This is a genomic window from Arthrobacter sp. DualSoilB13 (assembly GCF_055389195.1).
The window spans coordinates 2,460,471-2,485,027 of record NZ_AP035865.1; the positions used below are offsets into that span (position 1 = coordinate 2,460,471).

Annotated in this window: 22 protein-coding genes and 1 tRNA gene; 7 read left to right on the forward strand and 16 right to left on the reverse strand. The window is 61.4% G+C overall.

Going from position 1 to position 24,557, the window contains the following annotated elements; translation table 11 throughout:
• Window position 1: 1 nt before the first annotated feature.
• The 3 genes from ACZ5J0_RS11300 to ACZ5J0_RS11310 are packed head-to-tail and all read right to left on the reverse strand — an operon-like array spanning window position 2 to window position 2,769.
• A complete protein-coding gene (locus ACZ5J0_RS11300) occupies window positions 2-1,051 on the reverse strand; it encodes an L-idonate 5-dehydrogenase (RefSeq protein WP_464093148.1) in 1,050 nt (349 codons plus the stop codon).
• Window positions 1,051-1,821: an SDR family oxidoreductase gene (locus ACZ5J0_RS11305; protein ID WP_142939134.1), complete on the reverse strand. Its 771-nt coding sequence runs from the start codon at window positions 1,819-1,821 to the stop codon at window positions 1,051-1,053. The genes ACZ5J0_RS11300 and ACZ5J0_RS11305 overlap by 1 nt, the downstream gene beginning before the upstream one ends.
• A gap of 36 nt (window positions 1,822-1,857) precedes the next feature.
• The gene (locus tag ACZ5J0_RS11310; RefSeq protein WP_464093149.1) at window positions 1,858-2,769 is read right to left on the reverse strand and encodes an NAD(P)-dependent oxidoreductase; all 912 of its coding nucleotides are present in this window, start codon (window positions 2,767-2,769) and stop codon (window positions 1,858-1,860) included.
• Window positions 2,770-2,837: 68 nt separating this feature from the next.
• Between ACZ5J0_RS11310 and ACZ5J0_RS11315 the strand changes: the two genes are divergently transcribed.
• Window positions 2,838-3,905 carry a D-2-hydroxyacid dehydrogenase gene (locus ACZ5J0_RS11315; RefSeq protein ID WP_464093150.1) on the forward strand — a complete coding sequence of 356 codons (1,068 nt, stop codon included), beginning with the start codon at window positions 2,838-2,840 and terminating at the stop codon, window positions 3,903-3,905.
• Between the two features lie 5 nt (window positions 3,906-3,910).
• Here the strand turns inward: ACZ5J0_RS11315 and ACZ5J0_RS11320 are convergent, their stop codons facing one another.
• From ACZ5J0_RS11320 to ACZ5J0_RS11355, 8 genes are all read right to left on the reverse strand, one after another.
• Window positions 3,911-5,968: an acyltransferase family protein gene (locus ACZ5J0_RS11320; protein WP_464093151.1), complete on the reverse strand. Its 2,058-nt coding sequence runs from the start codon at window positions 5,966-5,968 to the stop codon at window positions 3,911-3,913.
• Window positions 5,969-6,144: 176 nt separating this feature from the next.
• Entirely contained in the window at window positions 6,145-7,503 is a 1,359-nt protein-coding gene (locus ACZ5J0_RS11325) for an MFS transporter (protein WP_142938962.1), read from the reverse strand.
• Window positions 7,504-7,644: 141 nt separating this feature from the next.
• Window positions 7,645-8,439, reverse strand: coding sequence for an IclR family transcriptional regulator (locus ACZ5J0_RS11330; RefSeq protein ID WP_464093152.1), 795 nt, complete (start codon window positions 8,437-8,439; stop codon window positions 7,645-7,647).
• A gap of 221 nt (window positions 8,440-8,660) precedes the next feature.
• Complete coding sequence (locus ACZ5J0_RS11335; RefSeq protein ID WP_142938960.1) at window positions 8,661-8,951, reverse strand: hypothetical protein; 291 nt, start codon at window positions 8,949-8,951, stop codon at window positions 8,661-8,663.
• A gap of 125 nt (window positions 8,952-9,076) precedes the next feature.
• A tRNA-Val gene (locus ACZ5J0_RS11340) sits at window positions 9,077-9,152 on the reverse strand.
• A gap of 66 nt (window positions 9,153-9,218) precedes the next feature.
• Complete coding sequence (locus tag ACZ5J0_RS11345) at window positions 9,219-10,148, reverse strand: NAD-dependent protein deacetylase (protein WP_208095840.1); 930 nt, start codon at window positions 10,146-10,148, stop codon at window positions 9,219-9,221.
• A gap of 29 nt (window positions 10,149-10,177) precedes the next feature.
• Window positions 10,178-10,675: a peroxiredoxin gene (locus ACZ5J0_RS11350; protein WP_166840463.1), complete on the reverse strand. Its 498-nt coding sequence runs from the start codon at window positions 10,673-10,675 to the stop codon at window positions 10,178-10,180.
• Window positions 10,672-11,091: a DUF3052 domain-containing protein gene (locus ACZ5J0_RS11355; RefSeq protein ID WP_024817136.1), complete on the reverse strand. Its 420-nt coding sequence runs from the start codon at window positions 11,089-11,091 to the stop codon at window positions 10,672-10,674. The genes ACZ5J0_RS11350 and ACZ5J0_RS11355 overlap by 4 nt, the downstream gene beginning before the upstream one ends.
• Window positions 11,092-11,472: 381 nt before the next feature.
• Here ACZ5J0_RS11355 and aceE point away from each other — a divergent pair, with 381 nt between their 5' ends.
• The 6 genes from aceE (at window position 11,473) to ACZ5J0_RS11385 (ending at window position 19,513) form a co-directional block, all read left to right on the forward strand.
• Window positions 11,473-14,265: a pyruvate dehydrogenase (acetyl-transferring), homodimeric type gene (gene aceE, locus ACZ5J0_RS11360; protein WP_464093153.1), complete on the forward strand. Its 2,793-nt coding sequence runs from the start codon at window positions 11,473-11,475 to the stop codon at window positions 14,263-14,265.
• A gap of 192 nt (window positions 14,266-14,457) precedes the next feature.
• Window positions 14,458-15,702 carry a PucR family transcriptional regulator gene (locus ACZ5J0_RS11365; RefSeq protein WP_142938956.1) on the forward strand — a complete coding sequence of 415 codons (1,245 nt, stop codon included), beginning with the start codon at window positions 14,458-14,460 and terminating at the stop codon, window positions 15,700-15,702.
• Window positions 15,703-15,790: 88 nt separating this feature from the next.
• A complete protein-coding gene (locus tag ACZ5J0_RS11370; protein WP_464093154.1) occupies window positions 15,791-16,720 on the forward strand; it encodes an ACP S-malonyltransferase in 930 nt (309 codons plus the stop codon).
• Window positions 16,717-17,778, forward strand: coding sequence for a beta-ketoacyl-ACP synthase III (locus ACZ5J0_RS11375; protein WP_142938954.1), 1,062 nt, complete (start codon window positions 16,717-16,719; stop codon window positions 17,776-17,778). The genes ACZ5J0_RS11370 and ACZ5J0_RS11375 overlap by 4 nt, the downstream gene beginning before the upstream one ends.
• Before the next feature lie 121 nt (window positions 17,779-17,899).
• The gene (locus ACZ5J0_RS11380; RefSeq protein ID WP_011692310.1) at window positions 17,900-18,145 is read left to right on the forward strand and encodes an acyl carrier protein; all 246 of its coding nucleotides are present in this window, start codon (window positions 17,900-17,902) and stop codon (window positions 18,143-18,145) included.
• A gap of 132 nt (window positions 18,146-18,277) precedes the next feature.
• The gene (locus ACZ5J0_RS11385) at window positions 18,278-19,513 is read left to right on the forward strand and encodes a beta-ketoacyl-[acyl-carrier-protein] synthase family protein (RefSeq protein WP_142938953.1); all 1,236 of its coding nucleotides are present in this window, start codon (window positions 18,278-18,280) and stop codon (window positions 19,511-19,513) included.
• A 99-nt stretch (window positions 19,514-19,612) separates the two neighbouring features.
• On the opposite strand, the gene ACZ5J0_RS11390 is transcribed toward ACZ5J0_RS11385, so the two are convergent.
• The 5 genes from ACZ5J0_RS11390 to ACZ5J0_RS11410 all read right to left on the reverse strand — a co-directional run bounded on the left by ACZ5J0_RS11390 (window position 19,613) and on the right by ACZ5J0_RS11410 (window position 24,501).
• Window positions 19,613-20,116, reverse strand: a complete 504-nt coding sequence (locus ACZ5J0_RS11390; RefSeq protein ID WP_018776197.1) for a DUF3145 domain-containing protein — start codon at window positions 20,114-20,116, stop codon at window positions 19,613-19,615.
• A gap of 236 nt (window positions 20,117-20,352) precedes the next feature.
• Window positions 20,353-21,279 (reverse strand): tyrosine recombinase XerC, encoded by a 927-nt coding sequence (locus ACZ5J0_RS11395; RefSeq protein ID WP_464093155.1) that lies wholly within the window; start codon window positions 21,277-21,279, stop codon window positions 20,353-20,355.
• Window positions 21,280-21,339: 60 nt separating this feature from the next.
• A complete protein-coding gene (gene dprA, locus ACZ5J0_RS11400) occupies window positions 21,340-22,572 on the reverse strand; it encodes a DNA-processing protein DprA (RefSeq protein WP_250819789.1) in 1,233 nt (410 codons plus the stop codon).
• Between the two features lie 22 nt (window positions 22,573-22,594).
• Window positions 22,595-24,136 (reverse strand): YifB family Mg chelatase-like AAA ATPase, encoded by a 1,542-nt coding sequence (locus ACZ5J0_RS11405; protein ID WP_464093156.1) that lies wholly within the window; start codon window positions 24,134-24,136, stop codon window positions 22,595-22,597.
• A complete protein-coding gene (locus ACZ5J0_RS11410; RefSeq protein WP_464094723.1) occupies window positions 24,136-24,501 on the reverse strand; it encodes a YraN family protein in 366 nt (121 codons plus the stop codon). Before ACZ5J0_RS11410 ends, ACZ5J0_RS11405 begins: the two co-directional genes overlap by 1 nt.
• Between the last annotated feature and the right edge of the window lie 56 nt (window positions 24,502-24,557).

A 24,557-nucleotide genomic window follows, 5' to 3' on the forward strand; every position in this document is an offset into this window, starting at 1 on the left:
TTTATCCCTGAAAGTTCAGCAGCACTTTTCCGGATTCAGCGGAGTTCTTCGCCACCTCAAAAGCCTCCAGGCCCTGGGCAAGGCTGAACTCGTGGGTTACCACGGGGTCGACGAACAGCGAACCATCGGCCAGTGCAGCAATGACCTCATCGATCTCGTCGTTGAAGCGGAACGAGCCAAGGAGTTCCAGCTCGCGGGTGATGGCGAGGGAGATGAACACCGGCTGGGGTCCGGACGGCAGGAGTCCCACCATCACCACCTTGCCGCCGCGAGTAGTGCCCTTGATGGCCGAGGCAAGGCCAAAATGGCTTCCAGAGGATTCAATAACGACGTCGGCGTCCACTGCCGCGATGGCCTCGGTGTTGTCGCCTTTGAGGATCTCATCGGCGCCAACGGCAAGGGCGATTTCCAGGGGCTTGTCATGCATGTCGACGGCGACAATCCGGGCCGCGCCGGCACGCTTCAGGACGGCAACGGCGAGTGCACCGATCGGACCGCTGCCAATCACCAGGGCTGTCTTTCCCCTGACGTCTCCCGCGCGGCCTACGGCGTGCCAAGCGACACTGGCGGGCTCAACCAGGGCGGCAGTACGGAGATTCAGGTTCTCCGGAAGCGGGCGCAGCATCCTTGAGGGAAGGTTTGCGTAGCGGCTGAACGCGCCGTCTGTGTGGGGGTACCGGGCAGCACTGCCAAGGTAGGTGCAGCCCGGGGAGAGGTTGGGCCGTTCCTGGGGGTATCTGACGTCGCCGGGTGCCGGGGTTGCTGGGTGGACGGCCACGGGGGTTCCCTCGGCGGGGCCGGTACCGTCGGCTGTCTGCTGGACCACTACGCCCACGATTTCGTGTCCAAGGACCATGGGCTCTTTGAGGATGGACTCCCCTGCTGCTCCGTGCAGCCAGTAGTGAAGGTCTGATCCGCAGATCCCGCCGTAGGCGATCTCCACGATCGCTTCATCGGTAGCCGGTATTGCCAAGGGGATGTCTTCAATCCTAAGGTCGCCCTTGCCATGGGCAACCACGGCGGGGCCTGAGGCCGGGAGAATAATGCTCATCAGACCACCACCGTCATTCCACCGTCGACGAAGATCGTCTGGCCGTTCACGAAGTTCGAGGCCTGGGAGGCGAGCCATACGGTGGGCCCGGCAAGGTCTGCCGTAGTGCCCCAGCGATTGGCCGGGGTCCGGCCAAGGATCCAGGAGTTGAAGTCAGCATCGTCCACCAGGTTTTGGGTCATTTCCGTGTGGATGTACCCCGGCGCGATTCCGTTGATCTGCAAACCGGAGGCGGCCCATTCTGCCGTCATGGCGCGGGTGAGGTTACGGAGACCGCCCTTGGCAGCCACATAGGGGGCGATGGTGGGGCGCGCCAGGTCCGTTTGAACCGAGCAGATGTTGATGATCTTGCCGTGACCCCGGGGGATCATATGCCGTGCCGCTTCCCGGCCTACCAGGAAGGCGCTGGTGAGGTCCGTGGTAATGACGCGGTCCCAGTCCTTGACGTCGAGCTCCAGCATGGGGACACGGTGCTGAATTCCGGCGTTGTTAACCAGGATGTCCAAAGGCCCCACGTTCTGTTCAATCCAAGCCACACCCTCAGCAGCGTCCGTTGCGTCGGTGACATCGAAAGCCCGGCTATGGACCCTTTCCACCGGATAGTCAGCGGCCATGGCCTGGTGGGCTTTCTCCAGGCGTTCAGTGCTGATGCCATTGAGCACCACCGTCGCGCCGGCATCGGCAAGGCCCCTGGCCAGGGCATTGCCGATACCGCGGCTTGAACCAGTGACCAAGGCAACCCGCCCGGTCAGATCAAAAAGTCCATTCATAGTTTTGTTCTTCATTCCTTCTGGTGTTGCGCCGGTTCAGTTGCTGTTCGACGTCGCGGCTGGTGAAAGGCTGAGGTTTGCGATGGCCTGACGGACAACGGCGAGGTCTTGATCACCGAGTCCTTGGCGTTGGAGTTCGGCGTAAAGGTCGATTGCTGCCGATGCCATGGGGACCGCGGAACCAACGGCTTGTGCGCTGGTGAGCACGAAGCCGAGGTCCTTGTGCATGAACTTTGCCGGCCCGGTGGGCGCATAGTCCTTGGCGGCCAGGCGTGGGCCAACGTTCTCCAGCACCCGGCTTCCGGCCAGCCCTCCGGAAAGGACCTCAAAGAGTGCCCGCACGTCCATACCGGAGCGTTCCGCGAGTTCAGCCGCTTCGGAGAGGGCCGCCGTCGTTGTCCCTACGATGAGTTGGTTGCAGGCTTTGGCGAGCGACCCCGAACCCAGCGGCCCCATGCGCCGGACCGTGGTCCCCATGGTTTCCAGAAGCGGCTTGAGCGCTTCGAACTGGCTTTGGGTGCCGCCCACCATGATGGCAAGGCTTCCGCTGTGCGCCCCGGCGGTACCGCCGCTGACCGGCGCGTCCACCACCGCGGCGTTACCGCCGGATGCCTCGTGAACGGTGTCGCCAAACAGTTGGACCGCGGTGGGGGAAACGCTGCTCATGACGACGACGGCGGTACCCGGCCGGGGTGCCTTGTTCCGCCATGATTCGAGAAGGTCCGCGGCGGCTTCCTCGATGAAGGGCAGATCGGGGAGCATAAAGATGATGGTGTCCTCGTCCCGCAGCTCCGCCACGGCTGCTGCGCGCCGCACGCCGGAGAGGCCTTCAAAGACGGCCCCGGAGCGATTCCAGGCGGTGACGTCCCAACCGGCTCTGGCGATGTTTGATGCCATGGGGGCTCCCATGAGACCTAAGCCTACGAAGCCTACGCGTTTGCTTGTCATGGTGGGTAACCTCACTTCGTTGTGGTCATCTATAGAAATTCTGTTCAATATCCTAGCCGTCATTCAGTATGATGAACACTATGACGACTGATGAACTTACCATCGCCATCGCTGTACCCCTCGAAGCCGAGCATGTAGAGCTGATCCGCGCCGTAGATCCTTCCATAACAATTCTCTACGAACCCGAGCTCCTGCCGCCGGAACGCTTCCCGGCCGATCACGCCGGCGATCCGGAATTCACGCGCACACCCGAGCAGGAGGAACGCTACTGGGACATGCTCAACCGGGCACAGGTCCTGTACGGCTTCCCCAATGAAAGCCCAGCCGGATTGGCGCGCATCGCTGCGAGCAACCCGCACTTGCAGTGGATTCACGCCATGGCGGCAGGAGCCGGTGGCGCGGTCAAGGCTTCAGGGCTCGACACCGAAACCCTGCAGAAGTTCCGCGTGACCACGTCCGCAGGTGTCCACGCGCTGCCGCTGGCAGAGTTTTCAGCCTTCGGCATCCTCAACGGCTTCAAGCGCAGCGCCGAAATGGCACAGGATCAAGCCGCCAAGGTTTGGCCAGAGCTGAGAACACCCACCAAACTGGCCAACGGCTCGAAAGTGGTCATCGCCGGCCTCGGTGAAATTGGCATGGAAACTGCCCGAATCGCACGGGCGCTGGGCATGAAAGTCAGCGGAACCAAGCGCACTGTGGAACCCATCGAGGGAATCGAGGAGGTCACCAACAATGATGGTCTTCCCCGCCTGGTGGCTGATGCCGATGCCGTGATCAATACACTTCCCGGCACGCCGTACACGGAGAATCTTTTCAACAGTGACATTTTCTCCGCCATGAAACCGGGCACCGTGTTTGTGAACGTGGGCCGCGGAACCGTAGTGGATGAAGACGCCTTGCTGGAGGCGCTGAACAACGGCCAGCTTTCATACGCCTGCCTGGACGTTTTCGCGGTGGAACCGCTCCCCCAGGACAGCCCCTTATGGAACCACCCCAAGGTCCTGGTGTCCCCGCACACTTCTGCATTGAGTGCTGCCGAAAACCGGCTCATCGCCGAACGCTTCTGCAGCAACCTGCGTTCATTCCTGGACGGTGGAGAACTCCCGCACGTGGTGGATCCGGTTCACTTCTACTAGGCCTGCTACCAGCCCGTGGCGTCAAGCCACCTCTCGGACAACGTGTCGGTCATGGTCCTGACATAAGTGCTCGAGAGGTGGTTGTCGTCGAGGTAAACATAAACGTTGCCCACAATGCCTGGACAGGCCGTGCCGTCACAGATCAGGTCCGTCATGTCCAGGATGGACAATCCCGTGAAAGTCCCTTCCAACTGATCCAAAGGATTGGTCTCGGCGAGCACCGAAGACAGGGCAGGGCGGCACCGCGGATCATCCACTCCGGAGGCCATGGCACATTCGCTGGGGCTAAAGGAGAAACGCGGGTTGTCCCGCATGGCGATGACTTCCACGCCCTGATCAGTAATTTCACCCACCAACTCGTCGAGCCCCCACGTGAGGTCCTCGTCGGGTGAGTCGGGAACTGCCGCTGTTCCTACCAGGAAGACAGCATCGGGCCGATGGATACGGATGTGTTCCCTGACGTTTCTGTTGAACGCATTGCATTCGTCCCCTACCTCATCGGTTTCAGTCATGAAAGGGCAGGCACCGAAGGTGACTGCCTGGACACGCCAGCGGTTCTCCTTGGCCAGCGGACCGATCGCTCCGAGCCATTGCAGCGAATGGGACTGACCCACCACAAAGACGGTCTTCTCTGCGTCAGCGCCGACGTCGTTCTGCTGGCACTCTGCAAAAAGCACCGGATCCGTGGGGCGGAGCTCACTGGTACACGGGCCATCGAGCTTTCCCCAATCTTCCGGAAGCTGCTCAGGGGTGGGCAGCGTCCGTGCGCCGTCGCCAACCCGGTCAACGTAGCCAGGTAGCAAGGCCCGCGCTCCGGGGTTGTCATCATCACTTTGCTTGGCAATAAGGTTCTTCTCCGCCTGTTGCTGGAATCCAAACTGCGCCATCGGGGCTGCAGCCACTGCCAGGCAAACCAGCACAGCCACAGCCAGACGACGTTTCCTAGCTTCCGGCCACCTCCATGCACGCAGGGGCTGCTCTACAAACCTGGTGGTGAGAAACGCCAACACCAAGGACGCACCCACAATCAAGGTGCCGGTGATCGCATCTGCGTGGTCTTGGCCGATCCACACCAAGGTGATCACCAACAGCGGCCAATGCCACAGGTAAAGGGCATATGAGGTGGAGCCCAGCCCCACCAGCAGCTTGGACGAAAGGATCCTGTCAACTCCGAAGCGGCTTCCAGATTGCCCCGCGACGATGACAGCCACGGCCGCGAGGGTCGGCCACAGCGCCACGAAACCCGGAAACGCGGTCTGGACCTGCAGGACAGCACCACAGCTCAGCATGGCGGCTATGCCCACCCACCCCAGCACGCCCCTCAGCCCCCGGCCGGGCCGAAGATAGGGAAGCAACAGCGCCACCAGGGTTCCCAACGCAAACTCCCACAGCCGGGCAAACGTATCGAAATAAGCAAGTTCCTGATGGGCGGCCGTGAAATAGACCGAATAAGCCAGCGAAACTGCAAAAATCAGTCCGAACACTCCTAGCAGCACGGCCCGATACCGCAAGCTGAACCGGCGGCACGCCCAGGCCGTAGCAACAAAAATGGCCGGCCACAGGATGAACACTTGCCCCTGAATGGACAGGGACCAGAAGTGCTGAAAAGGGCTTGCCACGCTGTGGTCTGCAGCGTAGTAGTTGACCACCTGGCGCTGAAGCAGCCAATTTTGAACGTAGAAGAGGGACGCCCAGCCTTGGTTGACTATCTCGATCCATCGCGTGCGGGGAATGACCACATACGTGGCCGCCAACGTGCCAAGCAGCACCACCACGACGGCGGGCAGCAGTCGCCAGAACAGGTGCAACCAGTGCCGCACCAGTGATACCGGCCGGGCATCCTCGAAACGGCTCACGAATTGCAGGGTCATGAGGAACGCCGAAATCAGCAGGAAGACATCCACCCCACCGGAAACCCGGCCAAACCAGATGTGATATGAGACAACCATGAGAACGGCCAAAGATCGAAGGCCCTGGATCTCGGGCCTAAACTTTGTACCCCGTCCGCCCGCCCGGACCTGACCAGGACTTTCCGGTGATGTGAGGCCCTTGGTAGCCGTCATGGACACGCTCCTCATTCGCTGCACCAATTCTGCACTGCCACCGGGGTTTTGCCATCACACTCCTCGGACGCGTTTTTGTGTCCAAGACAAAGCAGCGCTGCACCCTCCACAAGGAAGGTGCCGCGCTGTTTCTGTTGGTTTTCAGGTATTCCTGCGCCCGGTTGTTCGTTGGGGAACTATTTAGCGTCTTCCGTGCTGACGAGGTCCCTGCCTGCAGTTTCAGGCGTGAAGAACGTGGTCACGAAGGAGATAAGAGCCAGGACCAGCGAGTAGATGGCCAGGACCAGCCATGAGTGGTTTGTAGCAGCCAACATGAGCGCGCCAAGCAGCGGCGCCAAGCCACCAGCCAGAACCGCTGAAATTTCGCGGCTCATGGCCACGCCGGTGAAACGGTATTGCGATCCGAAGAGTTCGGGGAGCAGAGGGCACTGTGGGCCGAGCATCGACTGGACACCGATTGCAATGCCCACCGCCATGACTACCCAGACCAGAGTGACGTTTCCGAGAGTGACCAGATAGAAGGCGGGAACCGCGATGATCGCCTGGAAGAGAGCTCCATAGCGGTAGACAGGCACTCGACCAAACCTATCGGATAGCGCGCCGAACGTGACCACCAGAACGGCGGCGAACCCGGCCGCAATCAACAACCCAATAGGACCAATCGAGTTGTTGCCTGCAAAAACACCTGCCGGCATGCTCATGAATGACACCAGCAGTGCGGAGTAGATCGATGAGTTGCCGTTCTCTCCCATGCGAAGACCAATGCCCAGCAGGACATTCTTCTTTGAGTGCTTCCAGAGCGCGCCAATCGGATTCTTGACCACGTTCTTGTGCTTCTCCAGCTCCTGGAAGGCCGGGGTTTCCTTGAGCTTGAGGCGGATGAAGATGGCTACTGCGATCAGAATGAAGCTGGCAAGGAAGGGCACTCGCCACAACCAGCCCTGCAGGACGGACTTATCCGCCATCGCAATAAGAGCAAAAGTTCCGGCACCGAGGAGCGTGCCTAACTGGATGCCGACGAACGGCAGCGAAGCGAAGAACCCACGACGGCGACGCGGAGCCACTTCCGAGATCAAAGTTGTTGCGCCGGCCTGCTCCGCCCCGGCTCCCAGTCCCTGAACGATTCGCAGCGTCACCAGCAGAACAGCGCCGAGCATTCCGGCCTGCTCGAACGTAGGGAGCAGGCCGATGGCAAAGCTCGCCGTCCCCATCAACGCGATGGTCAGGATCAGCACCATTTTCCTGCCAAACCTGTCCCCGATGTAGCCGAAGATCAAACCACCAAACGGCCGTGCGGCGAAGCCAACGCCGTAGGTTGCGAAGGAAGCAATCAGTGCGCCATCGGGGCCCAGCGGCGAAAAGAACAGTGGACCAAAGATCAGCGCCGACGCCAAGCCGTAAATGTAGAAGTCGTAGTACTCCAGCGCCGATCCCACAGAGCTGGCCAATGTAGCCCTGCGGAGCTGTTCCGGCTCAACTACGGCGTCGTCAGCCTCGGCTGCGAGCTTTTCATTTGCACGAGTTATCACAAGCACTCCCTCAAAATCACCCCGGGCCCCCGTTGGCCCAGTGAGATAGTGATGGCATCACCGCCAAGATCACTATGATGAACAGCGTACAGCTTGTTGAACGCGCTGCCAAGGTTGTAATCAGATTTATTAATTAGGCCGGTCAGACTAGCCCATGGGGTTGCCCAATGACCGTGCCAACTCCTTGAGTTCCTTGACCATGAGCGCGCCTTGCTCGTCCGAATACGTAGCCTTCAGTGCTGTCACGGACAGACCGAGGCTGGGGCCATGGGCTCCATGAGTGGGGACAGGAACGGCCAGGCACACCACCCCCACGGTGGACTCTTCGTCTTCGAACGCGTACCCCTGCTTACGGATAGCGGAAATCTGCGCCTTGAGCTCCTCAGCAGTCTTGAGGGAGTTGGCAGTCATGGTGGGGAGCGCCATGCCATCAGGGAACATGGAGTCGATATCGTGATCGTGCAGCTGCGCAATGAGCGCCTTACCTACGCTGCACAGCGAGACGGGCATCTTGTCGCCGATATTGGACGTTAACCTAACGGCCGGGTGACCCTCGTACCGGGCCAGGTAGATGACGTGATCACCGTCGAGCATCGCGATCCTTACGGTCTCCCCGGAGAGCGTAGGGGCCTGCTCACAGTATTTATAGAACTCCTGGACCTCGTCGAGTCGACTGAGATAAGCAGCACCGAGTTCAACGAGCTTTCTACCCAAGGCAAAATTCGCGCCCTGCCTGGTGATGAGGCGGGCCTCTTCGAGCGCCAACAGCAAATTGGAGGTAGAAGACTTGGGGATGCCGAGTTCACGCGAGAGGTCGCTGAGCGTCAAGCGGCCTGCAGGCGACTCCGCAAGCGCCTCCAGCACCGCAGCGGCACGAGTGACGGCGGGCGCCGGCGATGAGGCGCCCAGCCCTTCGGAACGGGAGGAGCGGGAATCGGCCATGATTCTCCTTCAACATCGCAATTCGGTGTCCATTCTGCTGAACATTACTCATCATAGTGGAATGAGGACCGCGAGAAGGGCTGGAACCCGACCGCCCTAACCCTTGGGCATGGGCCATACTTTTCAAACCCAAAAGTTCTCTGTATATTCATCTTCGAGCTCTCCACCGCGGCATCCCCCAATAGTCGTGGTGGAGAGCTCATCCATTTCCCCGACCAGTTCTACGCAGCAGCGAGTTCCTCACCCCGTACGGACCAGCTGCCACCGGAACCGTCCCGCACCAATTCCCAGGTGACGATGCCAGACTCCGGGTTGTCTCCCAAGCGAATCTGAACCTGCCAGACTTCAACATCTACCCGCCCCTGCCCCCGCGGCATCCGCCGGGAATCCTCCCACCAGGCAACCCGCTCAAACCAGCGGACAGGTTCCACAACCATGGGCCACTCCCTACCTCCCCGCACTATTACTGCCGGGGCACCTTGCTCAACTGTGGGGATGTATACCTGCTCCATGCAAAGAACCGTAGGGGGTGGCTCTGACATTTAAGGTTTGCGGAAGCTATCGATCCGAGCCGGGATTCGGAGGCACAAAAAACCCCGCCGCCCAAGCCTTATGACTTGAACAGCGGGGTTTTCCTTGGTGGGTCCTACCGGGATCGAACCGATGACATCCACGGTGTAAACGTGGCGCTCTACCAGCTGAGCTAAAGACCCAATGTGCTGTTTCCGCGCTTCGCAACTTCCTCCGCGCTTCGACCAACGAACAATGACTCTACATGATCAACCGCCGGAAACACCAATCGGCTCATGAGCCCGGGGAAGATCCGGCAAAGTGCGTGCCAGGTAGTCCAAAGCGCCGCTCACACCCAGCTCCAGTTTCAGCTGTGCAAAGTCATCCCCACGGGTAGTTCCGCGGTTGATGATAACCACTGGCTTTTCCGCTTTAGCAGCGTGCCGCACGAACCGCAGTCCACTCTGAACCGTCAGTGACGACCCCGCCACGAGGAGTGCCTCCGCATCATCCACCATCCCGTAAGCGCGGGCCACACGGTCCTTGGGGACGTTCTCTCCGAAGTACACAAAGTCCGGCTTCAACGTCCCGCCGCAGATGGGGCACACAGCCATAACGAACGAGGTGATGAGCTCAGAATCCTCCACCGTGGCATCGGCATCCGGAGCCATTTCCACCACTCCGGATTCCAACGCGGCTTCCAGGAAACCGGGATTGATTTCTTCAAGGATTGCTGCGATCAAGCGCCTGCTGAAGGTGTGCCCGTTATCCAGGCAAATGACCTGGTCAAAGCGCCCATGCAGGTCCACCACGTTGAGGCTTCCGGCGTCCTCGTGCAACCTGTCAACGTTTTGGGTGATAAGACCTGTCAGCAAACCTCGCCGCTCCAGAAGGGCGACGGCCACATGCCCGGCATTAGGATCGGCGTGCCTGAGATGGGACCACCCAAGGTGGTTCCGCGCCCAATAACGGCGACGATTCGGCTCACTTCCTATGAACTCCTGGTAGGTCATGGGGTTCCGAGGCGCAGAACCCGGTCCTCGGTAATCAGGAATTCCGGAATCGGTACTCAACCCGGCCCCCGTGAGAACAGCCAAGCGCTTCCCCCCAAGGAGATCCAAGGCAGCCCTCAGTTCTTCCAGTTCCTTGGGGCTCAGTTGCGCGGCCGGCGCAGGGGCCATGCTGGCAAATCCAGTCATACCCACCCCGGGGCTGTGACGGCTCACGACTACTGCCCTGCCAACGCCGACAACGCCCGACGGTACTCGGCAAAGTCCCTTGCCTGGCCGCGAGGGTTGATAACCACATATTGGACGAGTCCCGAAGCGTCGATGATGAACGTCCCCCTCAACGCCATGCCACTCGCTTCGTCGAAGACACCGTAGTTTCTTGCTACCGCCCCGTGTGGCCAAAAGTCTGCCAAGAGATCAAAGCCGAACTGCTCGTGCTCAGCGTAGGCCCGCTGGGCGAACTTACTGTCAACGGAAATAGCCAATACCGTGGCGTTCGAATCCTTGAAGGCAGCGATGTTGTCGCGAATCTCACAAAGTTCCCCCGTGCAAATCCCGGAGAAGGCAAAAGGAAAGAACACGACAACAACGTTGCGGCCTTGAAAGTCGGTCAAGCGCACAGGCTCACCGTACTGGTTCAGCAGTTCAAAATCCGGTGCGAGCTGCCCTACTTGGGGAGCGAGCATGGAGGCAGCTACCTGTTGGACTTCGGTCACTTGTTCTTCTTGGGCACCAAACGCGTGGCGCTCCAGTCCTTTGAAACCCCTGCCGATGTAGTCAGGTGCAACCCGGAGGTGGGTGCGGCATCCTGGATGTCTGCCGGAGATACGTAGTTGTCACGGCCTGACTTTGGCGTCAGCACCCAAACAACTCCGCCTTCCTTCAGGTTGGTGAGAGAGTCCATGAGGGCATCAACAAGGTCACCGTCGCCGTCACGCCACCAGAAAACAACAGCATCCACGACATCATGATCATCTTCATCCAACAACTCGGAGCCAGTGACATCTTCGATGTCCTCACGCAAGTCGAAATCGACGTCGTCGTCGTAGCCGCGTTCCTGAATCAGATCCCCATCTTTGAAACCCATTCTTTCCGCCACATTTACCGATGTGGCGGCGTCGGCCTCGCTCACGTTTCCTCCTTTTGCAGTGACTTCCATTACTAACAGCCAACACCCTTTGGGCGTGTGCTTCAAGCCATTGTCCCAGCCAGCGGCCATATTCCGCATTCCACACGGTGTTTTGGGTCCTCGAAGATCGCGTGCTTTGCGTCACGGAGGGGCCCGGACTGTGACATACAACGCTCCTCAGGTCCCGCGGCTACGCATCGCGACGCCGCGAAAGCTAGAGTGGCCATGAGTGCTACGGCTGCAGGGCGATCGCCCCGGGAAGTTCCCAAAGGCAGCCACGCGCTCACAAGACCTGCCCGGCGCATCCGACCGGGCTGTTGAAACAGAGATGTCGCACACGACGCGTTCACGACGGGCAGATACCCTGCCGGACTTGAGGCGCCGATGCATGCGCCTAAAGGAAGGTTGGACGTGGCTGCAGGAGAAGAGACCTCACACATCCTCAGCGGGTTGACTGCCCAGCTGCCTGATCGTGATCCGGAAGAGACCGCGGAGTGGATTGAGTCCCTTGATGCGTTGATCGCGGAGCAGGGTACCGAGCGTGCCCAGTACATTATGCGTTCGTTGTTGCAGCGTGCTGGTGCGAGGTCGGTGGGTGTGCCGATGGTGACGACCACTGATTATGTGAACACGATCCCGGTGGACCAGGAAGCACAGTTCCCGGGGAACGAGGAGTTCGAGCGCCGGTACCGGGCTTATATGCGCTGGAACGCTGCGGTGATGGTCCATCGTGCGCAGCGGTCCGATATTGGTGTGGGCGGGCACATTTCCACTTATGCCGGTGCTGCGACCCTGTATGAGGTGGGTTTCAATCACTTCTTCCGCGGCAAGGACCACCCCTCGGGCGGGGATCAGGTGTTTTTCCAGGGTCACGCCTCGCCGGGCATGTACGCCCGGGCGTTCATGGAAGGCCGCCTCACGGAAGAGGACTTGGACGGGTTCCGTCAGGAAAAGTCCAAAGAAGGCCATGCCCTGTCCTCGTACCCGCACCCGCGGTTGATGCCGGATTTCTGGGAATTCCCCACCGTGTCCATGGGTATCGGCCCGATGAACGCGATCTACCAGGCCCAGTCCAACCGGTATTTGCAGAACCGTGGCATCAAAGACACCTCCGATCAGCAGGTCTGGGCGTTCCTCGGCGACGGGGAAATGGACGAGCCCGAGTCCCGTGGCCTGCTCCAGCTCGCCGCGAACGAGAACCTGGACAACCTGAACTTCGTGATCAACTGCAACCTCCAGCGCCTGGACGGACCGGTCCGCGGCAACGGCAAGATCATGCAGGAACTCGAAGCGTTCTTCCGCGGTGCGGGCTGGAACGTGATCAAGGTCGTCTGGGGCCGGGAATGGGATTCCCTCCTGGAAGCGGACAAGGACGGGGCGTTGGTGAAAATCATGAACGAAACCCCCGATGGTGACTACCAAACCTACAAAGCCGAGTCCGGCGGGTTCGTCCGGGAACACTTCTTCGGCAAATCCCCGCAGACCAAAGACATGGTCGCGGACCTGGACGACGAGCAGATCTGGGGCCTCAAACGCGGCGGTCACGACTACCGCAAGGTCTACGCCGCCTACAAGGCAGCCACCGAATTCAAGGGCAAACCCACCGTGATCCTGGCCAAAACGGTCAAGGGCTACGGCCTGGGCCCCCACTTCGAGGGCCGCAACGCGACCCACCAAATGAAGAAACTCACCATGGAAGACCTCAAAGCCTTCCGTGACCACCTCCGGATCCCCATCAGCGATGACCAACTCGACGCTGACCTCTACCGGCCCCCGTACTACCACCCCGGCATGGACGCCCCGGAAATCAAATACCTGATGGACCGCCGGGCAGAACTTGGCGGGTTCGTCCCCGAACGCCGCCGCCAACACACCCCCGTGACCCTGCCCGAGGCCAAATCCTACGAGGTCGCCAAACGCGGATCCGGGAAACAACAAGCCGCCACCACCATGGCCTTCGTCCGGCTGTTGAAGGACCTCATGCGGGATAAAAACTTCGGCGCACGCTTCGTGCCCGTCGTCCCGGACGAATCCCGGACCTTCGGGATGGACGCGTTCTTCCCGACCGCGAAAATCTACAACCCCAAAGGCCAGAACTACCTCTCCGTGGACCGCGACCTCGTCCTGGCCTACAAAGAATCACCCGCCGGGCAACTGATCCACCCCGGCATCAACGAAGCCGGCGCCGTCGCAGCGTTCACCGCCGCCGGGACCTCCTACGCCACCCACGGCGAACCCCTGGTCCCGATCTACGTGTTCTACTCCATGTTCGGCTTCCAACGCACCGGAGATTCGTTCTGGGCCGCAGCAGACCAAATGACCCGCGGCTTCATCATCGGCGCCACCGCAGGACGAACCACCCTCACCGGCGAAGGACTCCAACACGCCGACGGACACTCCCCCGTCCTGGCCTCCACCAACCCCGCCGTGAAAACCTACGACCCCGCCTACGGCTACGAAATCGGCCACATCATCCGCCACGGCCTCGAAGAAATGTACGGACCCGACAGTACTGACGGCACCGGTGAAGACCGGAACGTGATGTACTACCTCACCGTCTACAACGAACCCATCACCCAACCCGCGGAACCGGAAAACCTCGACATCAACGGACTCCTCAAAGGCATCTACCGCCTCGCAGAAGCCCCGCAAGGCGACTCAAACCGGCCCACCGCGAACATCCTCGCCTCCGGCGTGTCCGTGCCCTGGGCCATCGAAGCAGCCCGGATCCTGAACGAAGACTGGGGAGTCGCCGCCGAAGTCTGGTCCGTGACCTCCTGGAACGAACTCCGCCGCGACGGACTCGCCGCCGAAGAACACGCCTTCCTCAACCCCGGCCAACCCACCCGCACACCCTTCATCACCGAACAACTCAAAGACACCACCGGACCCGTCATCGCCGTGTCCGACTACATGAAAGCCGTCCCCGACCAAATCCGCCAATTCATCCCCAACGACTTCGCCTCCCTCGGAGCAGACGGCTTCGGCTTCTCCGACACCCGCCAAGCCGCACGCCGCTACTTCAAAAACGACACCCACTCCATCGTCGCCAAAACCCTCCAGCTCCTCGCCGCCAAGGGAGAAGTTGAAGCAGGTGCGCTGGAAAAGGCGATCGAGAAGTACCGGCTTCTGGATGTGAACGCCGGCACCACAGGCGGAGCAGGCGGCGACGCCTAACTGATAGTGGGTGACTCCTGCAGTCACCAGCTACGCCAGCACTAACCGCGACGGCGGCCTTCACCGAAAGGTGAGGGCCGCCGTCGGGTTTTAACCGGGCTGGGCGTGCCGGCAACGACGTGACCAGCAACAACAAGAGTTGTAGCCTTCGCACAAATGGAGCTTGTCCGGGATGGGCCGTATGCTCGTTCCATGGCAGAGCCGAGCAAAACCACTACCAAGCGCAAGGCAGCGCCCCAGGCATTGTCACCCGAAAAGGCCGAAACCCTGCGGCAACTCCGCGCCAATGTGGGCCAATTGTCCACCAGCACCATGCGCCAACTGGAGAAATCATTGCCATGGTACGGCCGTCTGAGCTCCGACGAACGCTCGGCCTTGGGACTGGTGGCCCAGAACGGCATTGCCGCCTTTGTGACGTGGTACGAGAGGCCCAGTTCACCGTCGTGGATTCTCACCGACGTCTTTGGCAACGCCCCTACTGAGCTGACCCGCTCCATCAGCCTGCAAAAGGCCCTGCAACTGATCCGCATCGTTGTGGAAGTCGTGGAGGACCAGGTACCTGTCATTGCGCCGGAATCGGACCAGCCCTCACTCCGCGAAGCCGTCCTGCGCTATTCACGGGAGGTGGCCTTCGCGGCCGCCGATGTGTATGCACGGGCTGCCGAATCCCGAGGTTCATGGGATACACGCCTTGAGGCGCTGATCGTTGACGCCATTCTGCGGGGCGAAAACACTGATGCCCTGAGGTCCCGAATCGCCGCCCTTGGCTGGAAAGCTCAGGAGCGATTCACCGTAATGGTGGGAAATTCGCCCTCGGAACCAAGCGCAAGTTACGTTAGCGAACTCCGCCGCACTGCCGGCCGCTTCGCCGAGGACGCACTCGTAGGAATCCAGGGTGATCGGCTCATTCTCATCCTTGGCGGCCTGCAGGACCGCGACACCGCCTACGTCAAGCTCAGTGAGCTTTTTGCCCCCGGCGCCGTGGTCTACGGACCGGAAGCAGGTTCCTTGCTGGAGGCGAGCGGTTCAGCCCAGGCGGCGTTCGCAGGGCTCACTGCGGCCCGTGCGTGGCCTTCCGCACCACGGCCCGTAGCTGCCGACGATCTCCTTCCGGAGCGGGTTGTTTCCGGTGATGACGCCGCCCGCAGATCACTGATCAAAAACATTTACAGGCCTCTGCTGGCCGCCTCCAATGGCCTCGTTGAGACCTTGGGAACGTACTTGGAATTGGGGCACTCACTGGAAGCCACTGCGCGTGAACTGTTCGTCCATGCCAACACTGTGCGCTACCGTTTGAAGCGTGTCTGCGACGTAACAGGGTGGGATCCTCTCCTCCCGCGGGAGGCGTTTGTGCTGCAAACGGCGCTGGTGGTTGGCCGTCTTTCAGCCCAACCAAAAGCTGCTCCCGAACGTCACGCGTCACGTTCACAGAACTGAACCGTTGTAGACTTCCTACAAACTGACCCAGTGAGCTTGGTGTACCAAAACACCAGTGGATCACGCGCCAATTTGGAAAGCTGGATACGTGCTTGCAATCGTCTGCCCTGGACAGGGCTCCCAGACCCCCGGATTTTTGGCCCCTTGGCTGGAACTCCCCTCCGTCGAAGGCCAATTGGCCGCACTAAGCGAAATCGCAGGCATTGACCTCAAGGCCCACGGAACCACGTCGGATGAAGAGACCATCAAGGACACTGCCGTAGCGCAGCCACTGATCGTCGCTGCCGGCCTGGTGGCTGCCAAGTCCTTGTTCGATGTCGAACTCAGCACACTTCCCGTCATCCTCGCCGGGCACTCCGTCGGCGAAATCACGGCGTCAGCCCTTGCCGGTGTGCTCACCGAGTCCGAGGCAATGACCTTCGTTCGGGAACGCGCCAACAGCATGGCCGCAGCAGCTGCCGTGACGCCCACGGGCATGAGTGCAGTTGTGGGCGGAGACCCCGCGGAGGTCCTGGCAGCTATTGAAGCCACGGGCGCCACTCCGGCCAACGTCAACGGTGCCGGACAAACAGTTGCCGCGGGGACGTTCGAACAGCTCAAGGCTTTGGCGGACAACCCACCGGCGAAGGCCCGCGTCATCCCGCTGAAGGTTGCCGGCGCCTTCCACACTTCCCACATGGCACCGGCGGTCAGCGCCCTCGAAGCCCTCAAGCCGTCCTTGTCGCCGCAGAACCCGGCTGTTCCGCTGTTGTCCAACTTCGACGGCAAGGAAGTTACAGCAGGTCCTGCAGCCGTGGAAAGCCTGATTGCGCAGGTCTCACGGCCGGTCCGCTGGGATCTGTGCATGGAAACGCTGGTTGAGCGAAGCGTCACCGGCGTCATTGAACTGGCACCGGCCGGCACACTCGCAGGGCTCGCAAAGCGCGGCATGCCTGGCGTCAAGACTGTTGCCGTGAAAACCCCGGATGACCTGTCCGCGGCTCTCGCGCTCTTCGCAGAACTGGAGGGACAGGCATGAGCACTCCCGTATTGAACAAGGCTGTTGTCAACGAGAATGCCCGCATCCTGGGCATCGGTGCATACCGCCCGGATGTCATCGTCACCAACGACGACGTCTGCCAGTGGATCGACTCCTCGGATGAATGGATCCGCCAGCGCACCGGAATCATCACCCGCCACCGCGCTGCTGCTGACGTCAGCGTCATCGACATGGCAGAAGGCGCTGCACGCGAAGCGCTCAAGCAAGCCGGAATCGAAGCCTCCCAACTGGGCGCCGTGATCGTGTCCACCGTGACACACCCTTACGCCACTCCGTCGGCCGCCGCTGCACTCACCGACCGTTTGGGCGCGACGCCGGCACCGGCCTTCGACATTTCGGCCGCCTGTGCAGGGTACTGCTACGGAGTGGCCCAGGCCGATGCCCTGGTACGTTCAGGTGCAGCCCAGTACGTCCTGGTTGTCGGTGCGGAGAAGCTCTCCGATGTCATCGATAACCACGAGCGCACCATATCCTTCCTGCTCGGCGACGGCGCAGGTGCCGTTGTGGTTGGCCCATCTGAGACTCCCGGCATCGGCCCCTCGGTCTGGGGCTCCGATGGAAGCAAGTGGGACGCCATCGGCATGACCCACTCCCTGGAGGACGTCAAAAAGCTGGGCGAATCCGCGCGGCACTCCGATGAAACTGACGACCCCGCCATTCTTTCGGCAACCCAGGATGTTTGGCCCACCCTGCGGCAGGACGGTCAGACCGTGTTCCGCTGGGCCGTCTGGGAAATGGCCAAGGTAGCGCAGCAGGCTCTGGACGCCGCCGGCATCGAAGCCAGCGACCTCGCTGCCTTCGTTCCCCACCAAGCGAACATGCGCATCATTGACGAGATGGTCAAGAAGCTCAAGCTTCCCGAATCTGTTGTCATCGGCCGCGACATCGCCCAAGCGGGCAACACGTCCGCGGCATCCATCCCGTTGGCAACACACCGCTTGCTCCAGGAGAACCCTGAGCTGAGCGGCGGCCTGGCACTGCAGATCGGGTTCGGCGCCGGACTGGTCTTCGGCGCCCAGGTAGTGGTTCTGCCGTAGCCGGGCCTCCTCCCGGTCACCTGGCAACAGCCCAACTGAATACGACTTACAAACCCAAGCCGCAACCCGCGGTTTGCCCCCTTTCCGGCAGTAGCCGGTCCAACAAGAAAAGGAGCCAACAATGGCTAGCAACGAAGAGATCCTGGCCGGCCTGGCTGAAATCGTCAACGAAGAAACCGGCCTCGCCACCGAAGCCGTGGAGCTGGACAAGTCCTTCACCGAGGACCTGGACATCGACTCCATCTCCATGATGACCATCGTCGTGAACGCTGAAGAGAAGTTCGGCGTACGTATCCCGGACGAAGAGGTCAAGAACCTCAAGACCGTCGGCGATGCCGTCAGCTTCATCGCCAACGCACAGGCCTAGTCCTGTCACCAGCTGTGCCGGGCCGGGATCCCTATCCTTGCGCCCGGCACAGCCGCAGTAACACCCATAGATTTTCTTGCCTCCCCCTGTGAACCGCGCATGCGGGACGGCTATCCGACAGAGAGTGATCGCATGGCACGCAAAGTAGTCATAACCGGTCTGGGGGCCACCACTCCCATCGGCGGCGACGTACCCACAATGTGGCAGAACGCGCTGAAAGGGGTCTCCGGCGCCCGCACGCTTGGCGACGAGTGGGTGACCAAGTACGACCTCCCCGTCCACTTTGCTGCACGGTGCTCGACGCCGGCACTCGAGGTCCTGAGCCGCGTTGAGGCCAAGCGCATGGACCCCTCCACGCAGTTTGGTGTCATCGCAGCGCGTGAGGCATGGTCTGACTCCGGGATCGAAGAAATCGACCACGACCGGCTCGCCGTAGCATTCGCCACCGGCATCGGCGGTGTCTGGACGCTGCTGGATGCGTGGGACACGCTCAGGGACAAAGGCCCCCGCAGGGTCCTGCCCATGACTGTTCCCATGCTCATGCCCAATGGCGTGGCAGCCGCTGTCAGCCTCGACCTCGGTGCCCGCGCTGGCGCGCACACTCCCGTTTCGGCCTGCGCATCCGGCACCGAGGCCCTCCACCTCGGATTGGACCTGATCCGCTCCGGCAAAGCAGACGTTGTGGTGTGTGGTGGTGCTGAAGCTGCCATCCACCCGATGCCCTTGGCTGCGTTCTCCTCCATGCAGGCCTTGTCGCGTCGCAACGACGAGCCGGAACGTGCCTCCCGTCCATACGACATCGACCGTGACGGCTTTGTCATGGGCGAAGGCGCCGGCGCCTTGGTCCTCGAGGCCGAGGAACACGCGATCGCACGAGGGGCGCGCATTTATGCCGAACTCGCTGGGACGTCCGTCACTGCCGATGCCTACCACATCACGGCACCGGACCCGGAGGGCCTGGGCGCAACCCGTGCCCTGAAGGCGGCCATGTTCGATGGCCGGATCCAAGCGGAGGACGTGGTGCACGTCAACGCACACGCCACCTCAACTCCCGTTGGCGACAAGCCTGAGTACACGGCCCTACGCGCCGCCCTGGGCACGCATGTAGACAACGTGGCGGTCTCCGCTACCAAGTCGCAAATGGGTCACCTCCTGGGTGCTTCAGGGGCCGTTGAGGCTGTCCTGACCGTACTAGCCGTCTACGAGCGCAAGGCGCCGGTAACTATCAACCTCGAGAACCAGGATCCCGAGATCCCCCTCGACGTCGTGACGTCCGTTCGCGATCTTCCCGCCGGCGACATCGTGGCCTTGAGTAACTCCTTCGGCTTCGGCGGGCACAACGCCGTCATCGCTGTCCGGAACGTCTGAGCGAGGAATTACGCAGCCGTCCCAATGAGACAAAAGAAGGGCCCCACCAGCAGGTGGGGCCCTTCCTTTTGCTATGGGGAAACGCTTAAATCGGTTTTGTTACCCGACCTGGTGCAACCAGCGCACGGGCGCACCCTCAGCTGCGTGACGGAAGGGTTCCAATTCCTCATCCCACGCTTCGCCCAGCGCCAAGGAAAGCTCATGGTAAACGGCGGAGGGGTCTCCTGCGCCGGACTCGTAGGCGTAGCGTATGCGGTCCTCCGTCACCATGATGTTGCCATGAACATCAGTGACGGCGTGGAAGATACCTAGCTCGGGTGTGTGGGACCAACGTGCACCGTCTACCCCCTGGCTGGGTTCTTCAGTCACCTCGTAGCGCAGGTGTGCCCAGCCTCTGAGAGCGGACGCCAATTGGGCCCCCGTACCCGGAGCGCCGGTCCACGACAACTCCGCCCGGAACATTCCCGGCGCGGCAGGTTGAGGGGTCCACTCAAGATCGGTTCGCTTATCCACGACCGATCCAATGGCCCACTCAACGTGCGGGCAAAGTGCCGTTGGGGCCGAGTGCACGAACAAGACACCGCGGGTTGTTGCAACAGACATTCCATCCTCCATAGCTGTAGGTACGTCTTCCCCAACGACCTCTGCCTGGATGTTTGCTGTTGCTGCCGGATGCCATGTAAATCATGCGGGCCCTGACAGGCTATTTAGTTTTCTTGGTATTAAAGACGATATTGGCACAGATTTAACCCTCAACCGTGAATTGAAGGTTTCCCCGTGGTGCTTTCATTTTGCCGTACCCTGCCCGTTTCCGCCAGTATCGCACGTGCGGGGCATACTCAGGCCCTTGGGTGCGCTTGCTGGTAGCTCTTCCGGAGGCGGTCCACCGAAACATGGGTGTAAATCTGCGTGGTTGCCAGGCTGCTGTGACCGAGTATTTCCTGAACAGCGCGCAAGTCCGCTCCCCCGTCCAGCAGGTGGGTGGCCGCGCTGTGCCTGAGCGCGTGCGGCCCAGTGGCAGAGGTGTCACCCAATGCCTGCAGCAGCTCACTCACCACAGCTCGGATTTGGCGCGGATCAACACGCTTGCCACGCAATCCCAGGAACAAGGCTGGCCCGCTCGTGGAAGTCACTACAGCCGGCCTGCCCCGCCTCAGCCAGTCATCCACCGCCACAGCTGCCGGAACACCGAAAGGAACAGTACGCTCCTTGTTGCCCTTACCTAGCACACGCAGCGTGCGTCGATCGGAATCAAGATCGTCGATGTCCAGCCCGGTCAATTCACCCACACGGACACCAGTGGCATACAAGAGCTCCACCATTGCCCTGTTGCGCAATGCCATTGGACCACCATCGGCGGCAGCAGTATTCAGGTCATTCACCATCCGGGAGACCTGCTGCTGCTGAAGGACACCCGGCAGGGACTTCTCCCGCTTGGGTGCCTGCAGACGGACTGCGGGGTCCGTCCCGATGAGTTCTTCCCGCAACAACCATGCAGTGAAAGACCGGGCCGTTGCGGCCCGGCGCGCCAGCGTGGCCCGCGCCATGCCTGACTCGCTCTGCGCTCCGAGCCAGCGCCGCAAGGAGCCCAAGTCCAGTTGCCCAAGTTCCTGAACACCCTCCAACGCGGCAAAGCCAAGGAGACTCTCAACATCGGAAATGTAGGCGCGGACTGTGTGCGCAGACCTTGCCCGCTCCCCCTCCAAGTAGCGTCGAAAGTCGTCGACCGCATTTTGAAGCGGTGCTGGTAGTGATTGTCCGTCCACCCTTCCCACTGTGCCAGCCGCAGGTGCCAACCAGGCGCATCAACATGCATCCTCCAAGGGCTAAGAAGTGTTGGTCCGTTTCCAGGCGCCCCGTTCCGAGGTGGCCAAACCCAGAAGCCCCAGCCGGCCCAGGCCCGCGCGGACGGCATCCGCGCTCAGGCCTGCCACCACCGTCAGCTTTTCCACCGAGCTTGTGGATCTAAGCGGCAAGGCATCCAGGAGAATGAGGTCCTCCAAGGACAAGCCGTCATGCACGGAGGTGTCGGAGGCCCGTCCCTCACTTGTGCTCTCGCCGATGGCGCCGGCAAGCTCTGCAATCTCCCCGACGTCGGTGACACAGACGGCTCCCCCGTCACGGAGAAGGCGGTGGCATCCGGCCGAGTTGGCACTGTGAATGGATCCGGGGACAGCGGCAACAACCCTTCCGATGGTTTCGGCATGATGGGCCGTATTGAGGGCTCCCGATCTCCATCGTGCCTCCACGACCACGGTTACTGATGCCAAGGCTGCGATGATCCGGTTCCGTTGCAGGAACCTGTACCTGGTGGGTGCGGACCCGGGCGGGACCTCTGACAGGACAGCCCCCTGTGTGGACACTGCCCGAAGGAGGTCCTCGTTACCCGATGGATAGAAGCGGTCCACGCCTCCTGCCATGACGGCGATGGTGGGCAGGCTGGCTACTCCGCCGCTCAAGGCACCGCGGTGGGCATGGGCGTCAATGCCATAGGCCCCGCCGGAGACCACGGTAAATCCGCGCTGCGCCAGGCCGTAGGCGAAGTCGCCCGTGACGGAGGCTCCGTAGCTGGTGCTGTCCCGCGATCCAACCAGGGCAATGGCCTGCCCGACAGACGGCAGAGGCTGTTCCCCTCCCCGCCACCACAGGCAAAGAGGTTCCTGGAGTCCCAAGCCTTCCAATTGTTCGGGCCATAGCTCATCGCCCGGGACGATCAACCGCCCTCCCAGTCTGTTCATGGTTTCCAGGTCCCGGTCCGGCGCGAGATCAGCAATTCGGGGTGCCCATCGTCGAAGGCTCGCCGGTAGCCCTGCCCATGACGAAGGTCCGCCTCCTTCCATCAACAGCCCTGAGATCTCCCGCTCGAGGTTTGGCCCTGCGCGCAGTTCACCGGTTGCGACACCCAGAGCATCTATTGCACCTACTGCCCGCACCAGTGCCAGGCCTACAGAGTCCTGCGGCTCCATGAGCCTGGCCAATGCCGCCCTGGCAATTCGTTCTCTCTCTTGCTTCCCTGCACCAGCCATGGCTGTGAATCCTTTCGCGTCTCTTTTACTCATGTGCCGGTGGCAGCTTGATGACTCATGTGGCAGTCGCAGCTTGGCGCAAGCCCAAAGCCTGACCAATATGGTCGATGTCCGGAGCATCCCGGTGCCCCAGATCTGCCAGCGTCCATGCCAGCCGCAGGACGCGATCGTAGCCGCGTGCAGTGAGGGTGCCCCGCTCGAGTGCAGTGTCCAGAATCCGGGTGGTCCCAGGGGCCAGCCGCAGCTCACCCCGAAGGGTGCGCCCCGGCACCTGCGAATTGGTCTCGAGCCCCATCTCCATCAAACGCTCAAGTTGCCTCTCCCTGGCCGCCAGCACTCGTGCAGCTACAGTGCCTGTATCTTCTTCCTGACCGGCATGGCCAAAGTCAGCCAAAGACACCCGCTCAACCTGTAACTGGATATCCACGCGGTCCAGCAGAGGCCCGGAGATCCGGCCGAAATATCTCCGGCGCATCATTGCCGTGCACGTACAGTCCATGCCTTTCCCGGAGGCTTTGCCGCATGGGCAGGGATTTGCGGCGAGTACCAGCTGAAACCTGGCGGGGTACGCCGCCGTGCCCGCCGAGCGGTGTATGACCAGCTCCCCGCTCTCCAGAGGTTGCCTGAGGGCATCCAGGACTCGGCGTTCATACTCCGGAGCCTCGTCCAGGAACAAGACGCCGCGATGAGCCCGCGAAGCGGCACCGGGCCTGGGAAGCCCCGAGCCTCCGCCGATGATGGCGGCCGCGGTGGCACTGTGGTGGGGACTTTCAAAGGGAGGCCTGCGGATGAGCCTGACAGCTGCCGACTGGACAGCAGCCAACGAGTGTATTGCCGTCACCTCCATGGCCGCTGTGTCGGCCAAGTCCGGGAGCAGGCCCGGCAAGCGCTCTGCCAACATTGTTTTTCCTGCCCCCGGGGGTCCTGTCAGCAACATGTGGTGGCCGCCGGCAGCGGCTACCTCCAAGGCGCGCCTTGCCTCGCCTTGGCCCGACACGTCACAGAGATCCGGCATCAACGGGACGTGGCCCGCGTCATCCGCAGGCACATCGGCGTCAACAGGGTCGTAGTCGAGGGCGAGGTCTTTGGGATCCGCGCCGAAGTCGTAGGCAAGCCGGGCAAGGGTCTTGTAGCCGCGAACCTTCGCTCCGGGGACAAGCGACGCTTCCTCAGCGTTGGCGTCAGCCACCACGACGTCCGGGTAACCCGCCTGAACAGCCGCCATGACGGCAGGGAGGATGCCACGTACCGGCCTCAATCGTCCATCAAGCCCCAGCTCTGCAATAAACACGGTTCCGCCAATTTCGCGGATATCGTCGGCAGCACGGAGCACCGCCATGGTGATGGCTAGATCAAATCCAGAGCCTCGCTTGGGAAGAGATGCGGGAATGAGGTTGGCCGTGATCTTACGCCGGCTGAGGGGAATTCCCGAGTTTTGGGCGGCCGAACGAATGCGCTCCTTAGCCTCATTCAAAGCGGCATCTGGTAACCCCAGGATGACGAAGTTCGGGAGCGTTTGGCCAATGTCAGCTTCTACCTCCACGATGTAACCGTTGAGCCCCACCAAGGCAACGCAGTAGCTGCGTCCGACCCCCATCAGCCGACACCGCGCAAGTGCTCAAGTCGCGGTTCACCGACGCCGCTGTCAATGACGGAAACAACATCGATCCGCGTGCGCAGAGCAGCAAGATCATGCTCGCGACACCACGACAACGAGAGACGATGAAGGCGCGCGAGCTTGGCGGCACCCACCGCCTCAAAAGGATGTCCGTAGTCGAGGCTCTTGCGGGTCTTTACTTCGGCAACAACCAGGATTTCGCCCTCGATCGCCACGATGTCGATCTCACCGTCCGGGCACCGCCAATTGCGATCGACGATCCGCATTCCCTGGTTCTCCAGAAAATCGGCCGCCAGGGCCTCACCATTACGGCCAAGCAGGTCTTTTGCTCTCATGACCACCACCTCCAAGCACCAGTTTTCAGGCTGGCGGGAGGCTGCGGCAGGGTGTCAATTAGCTA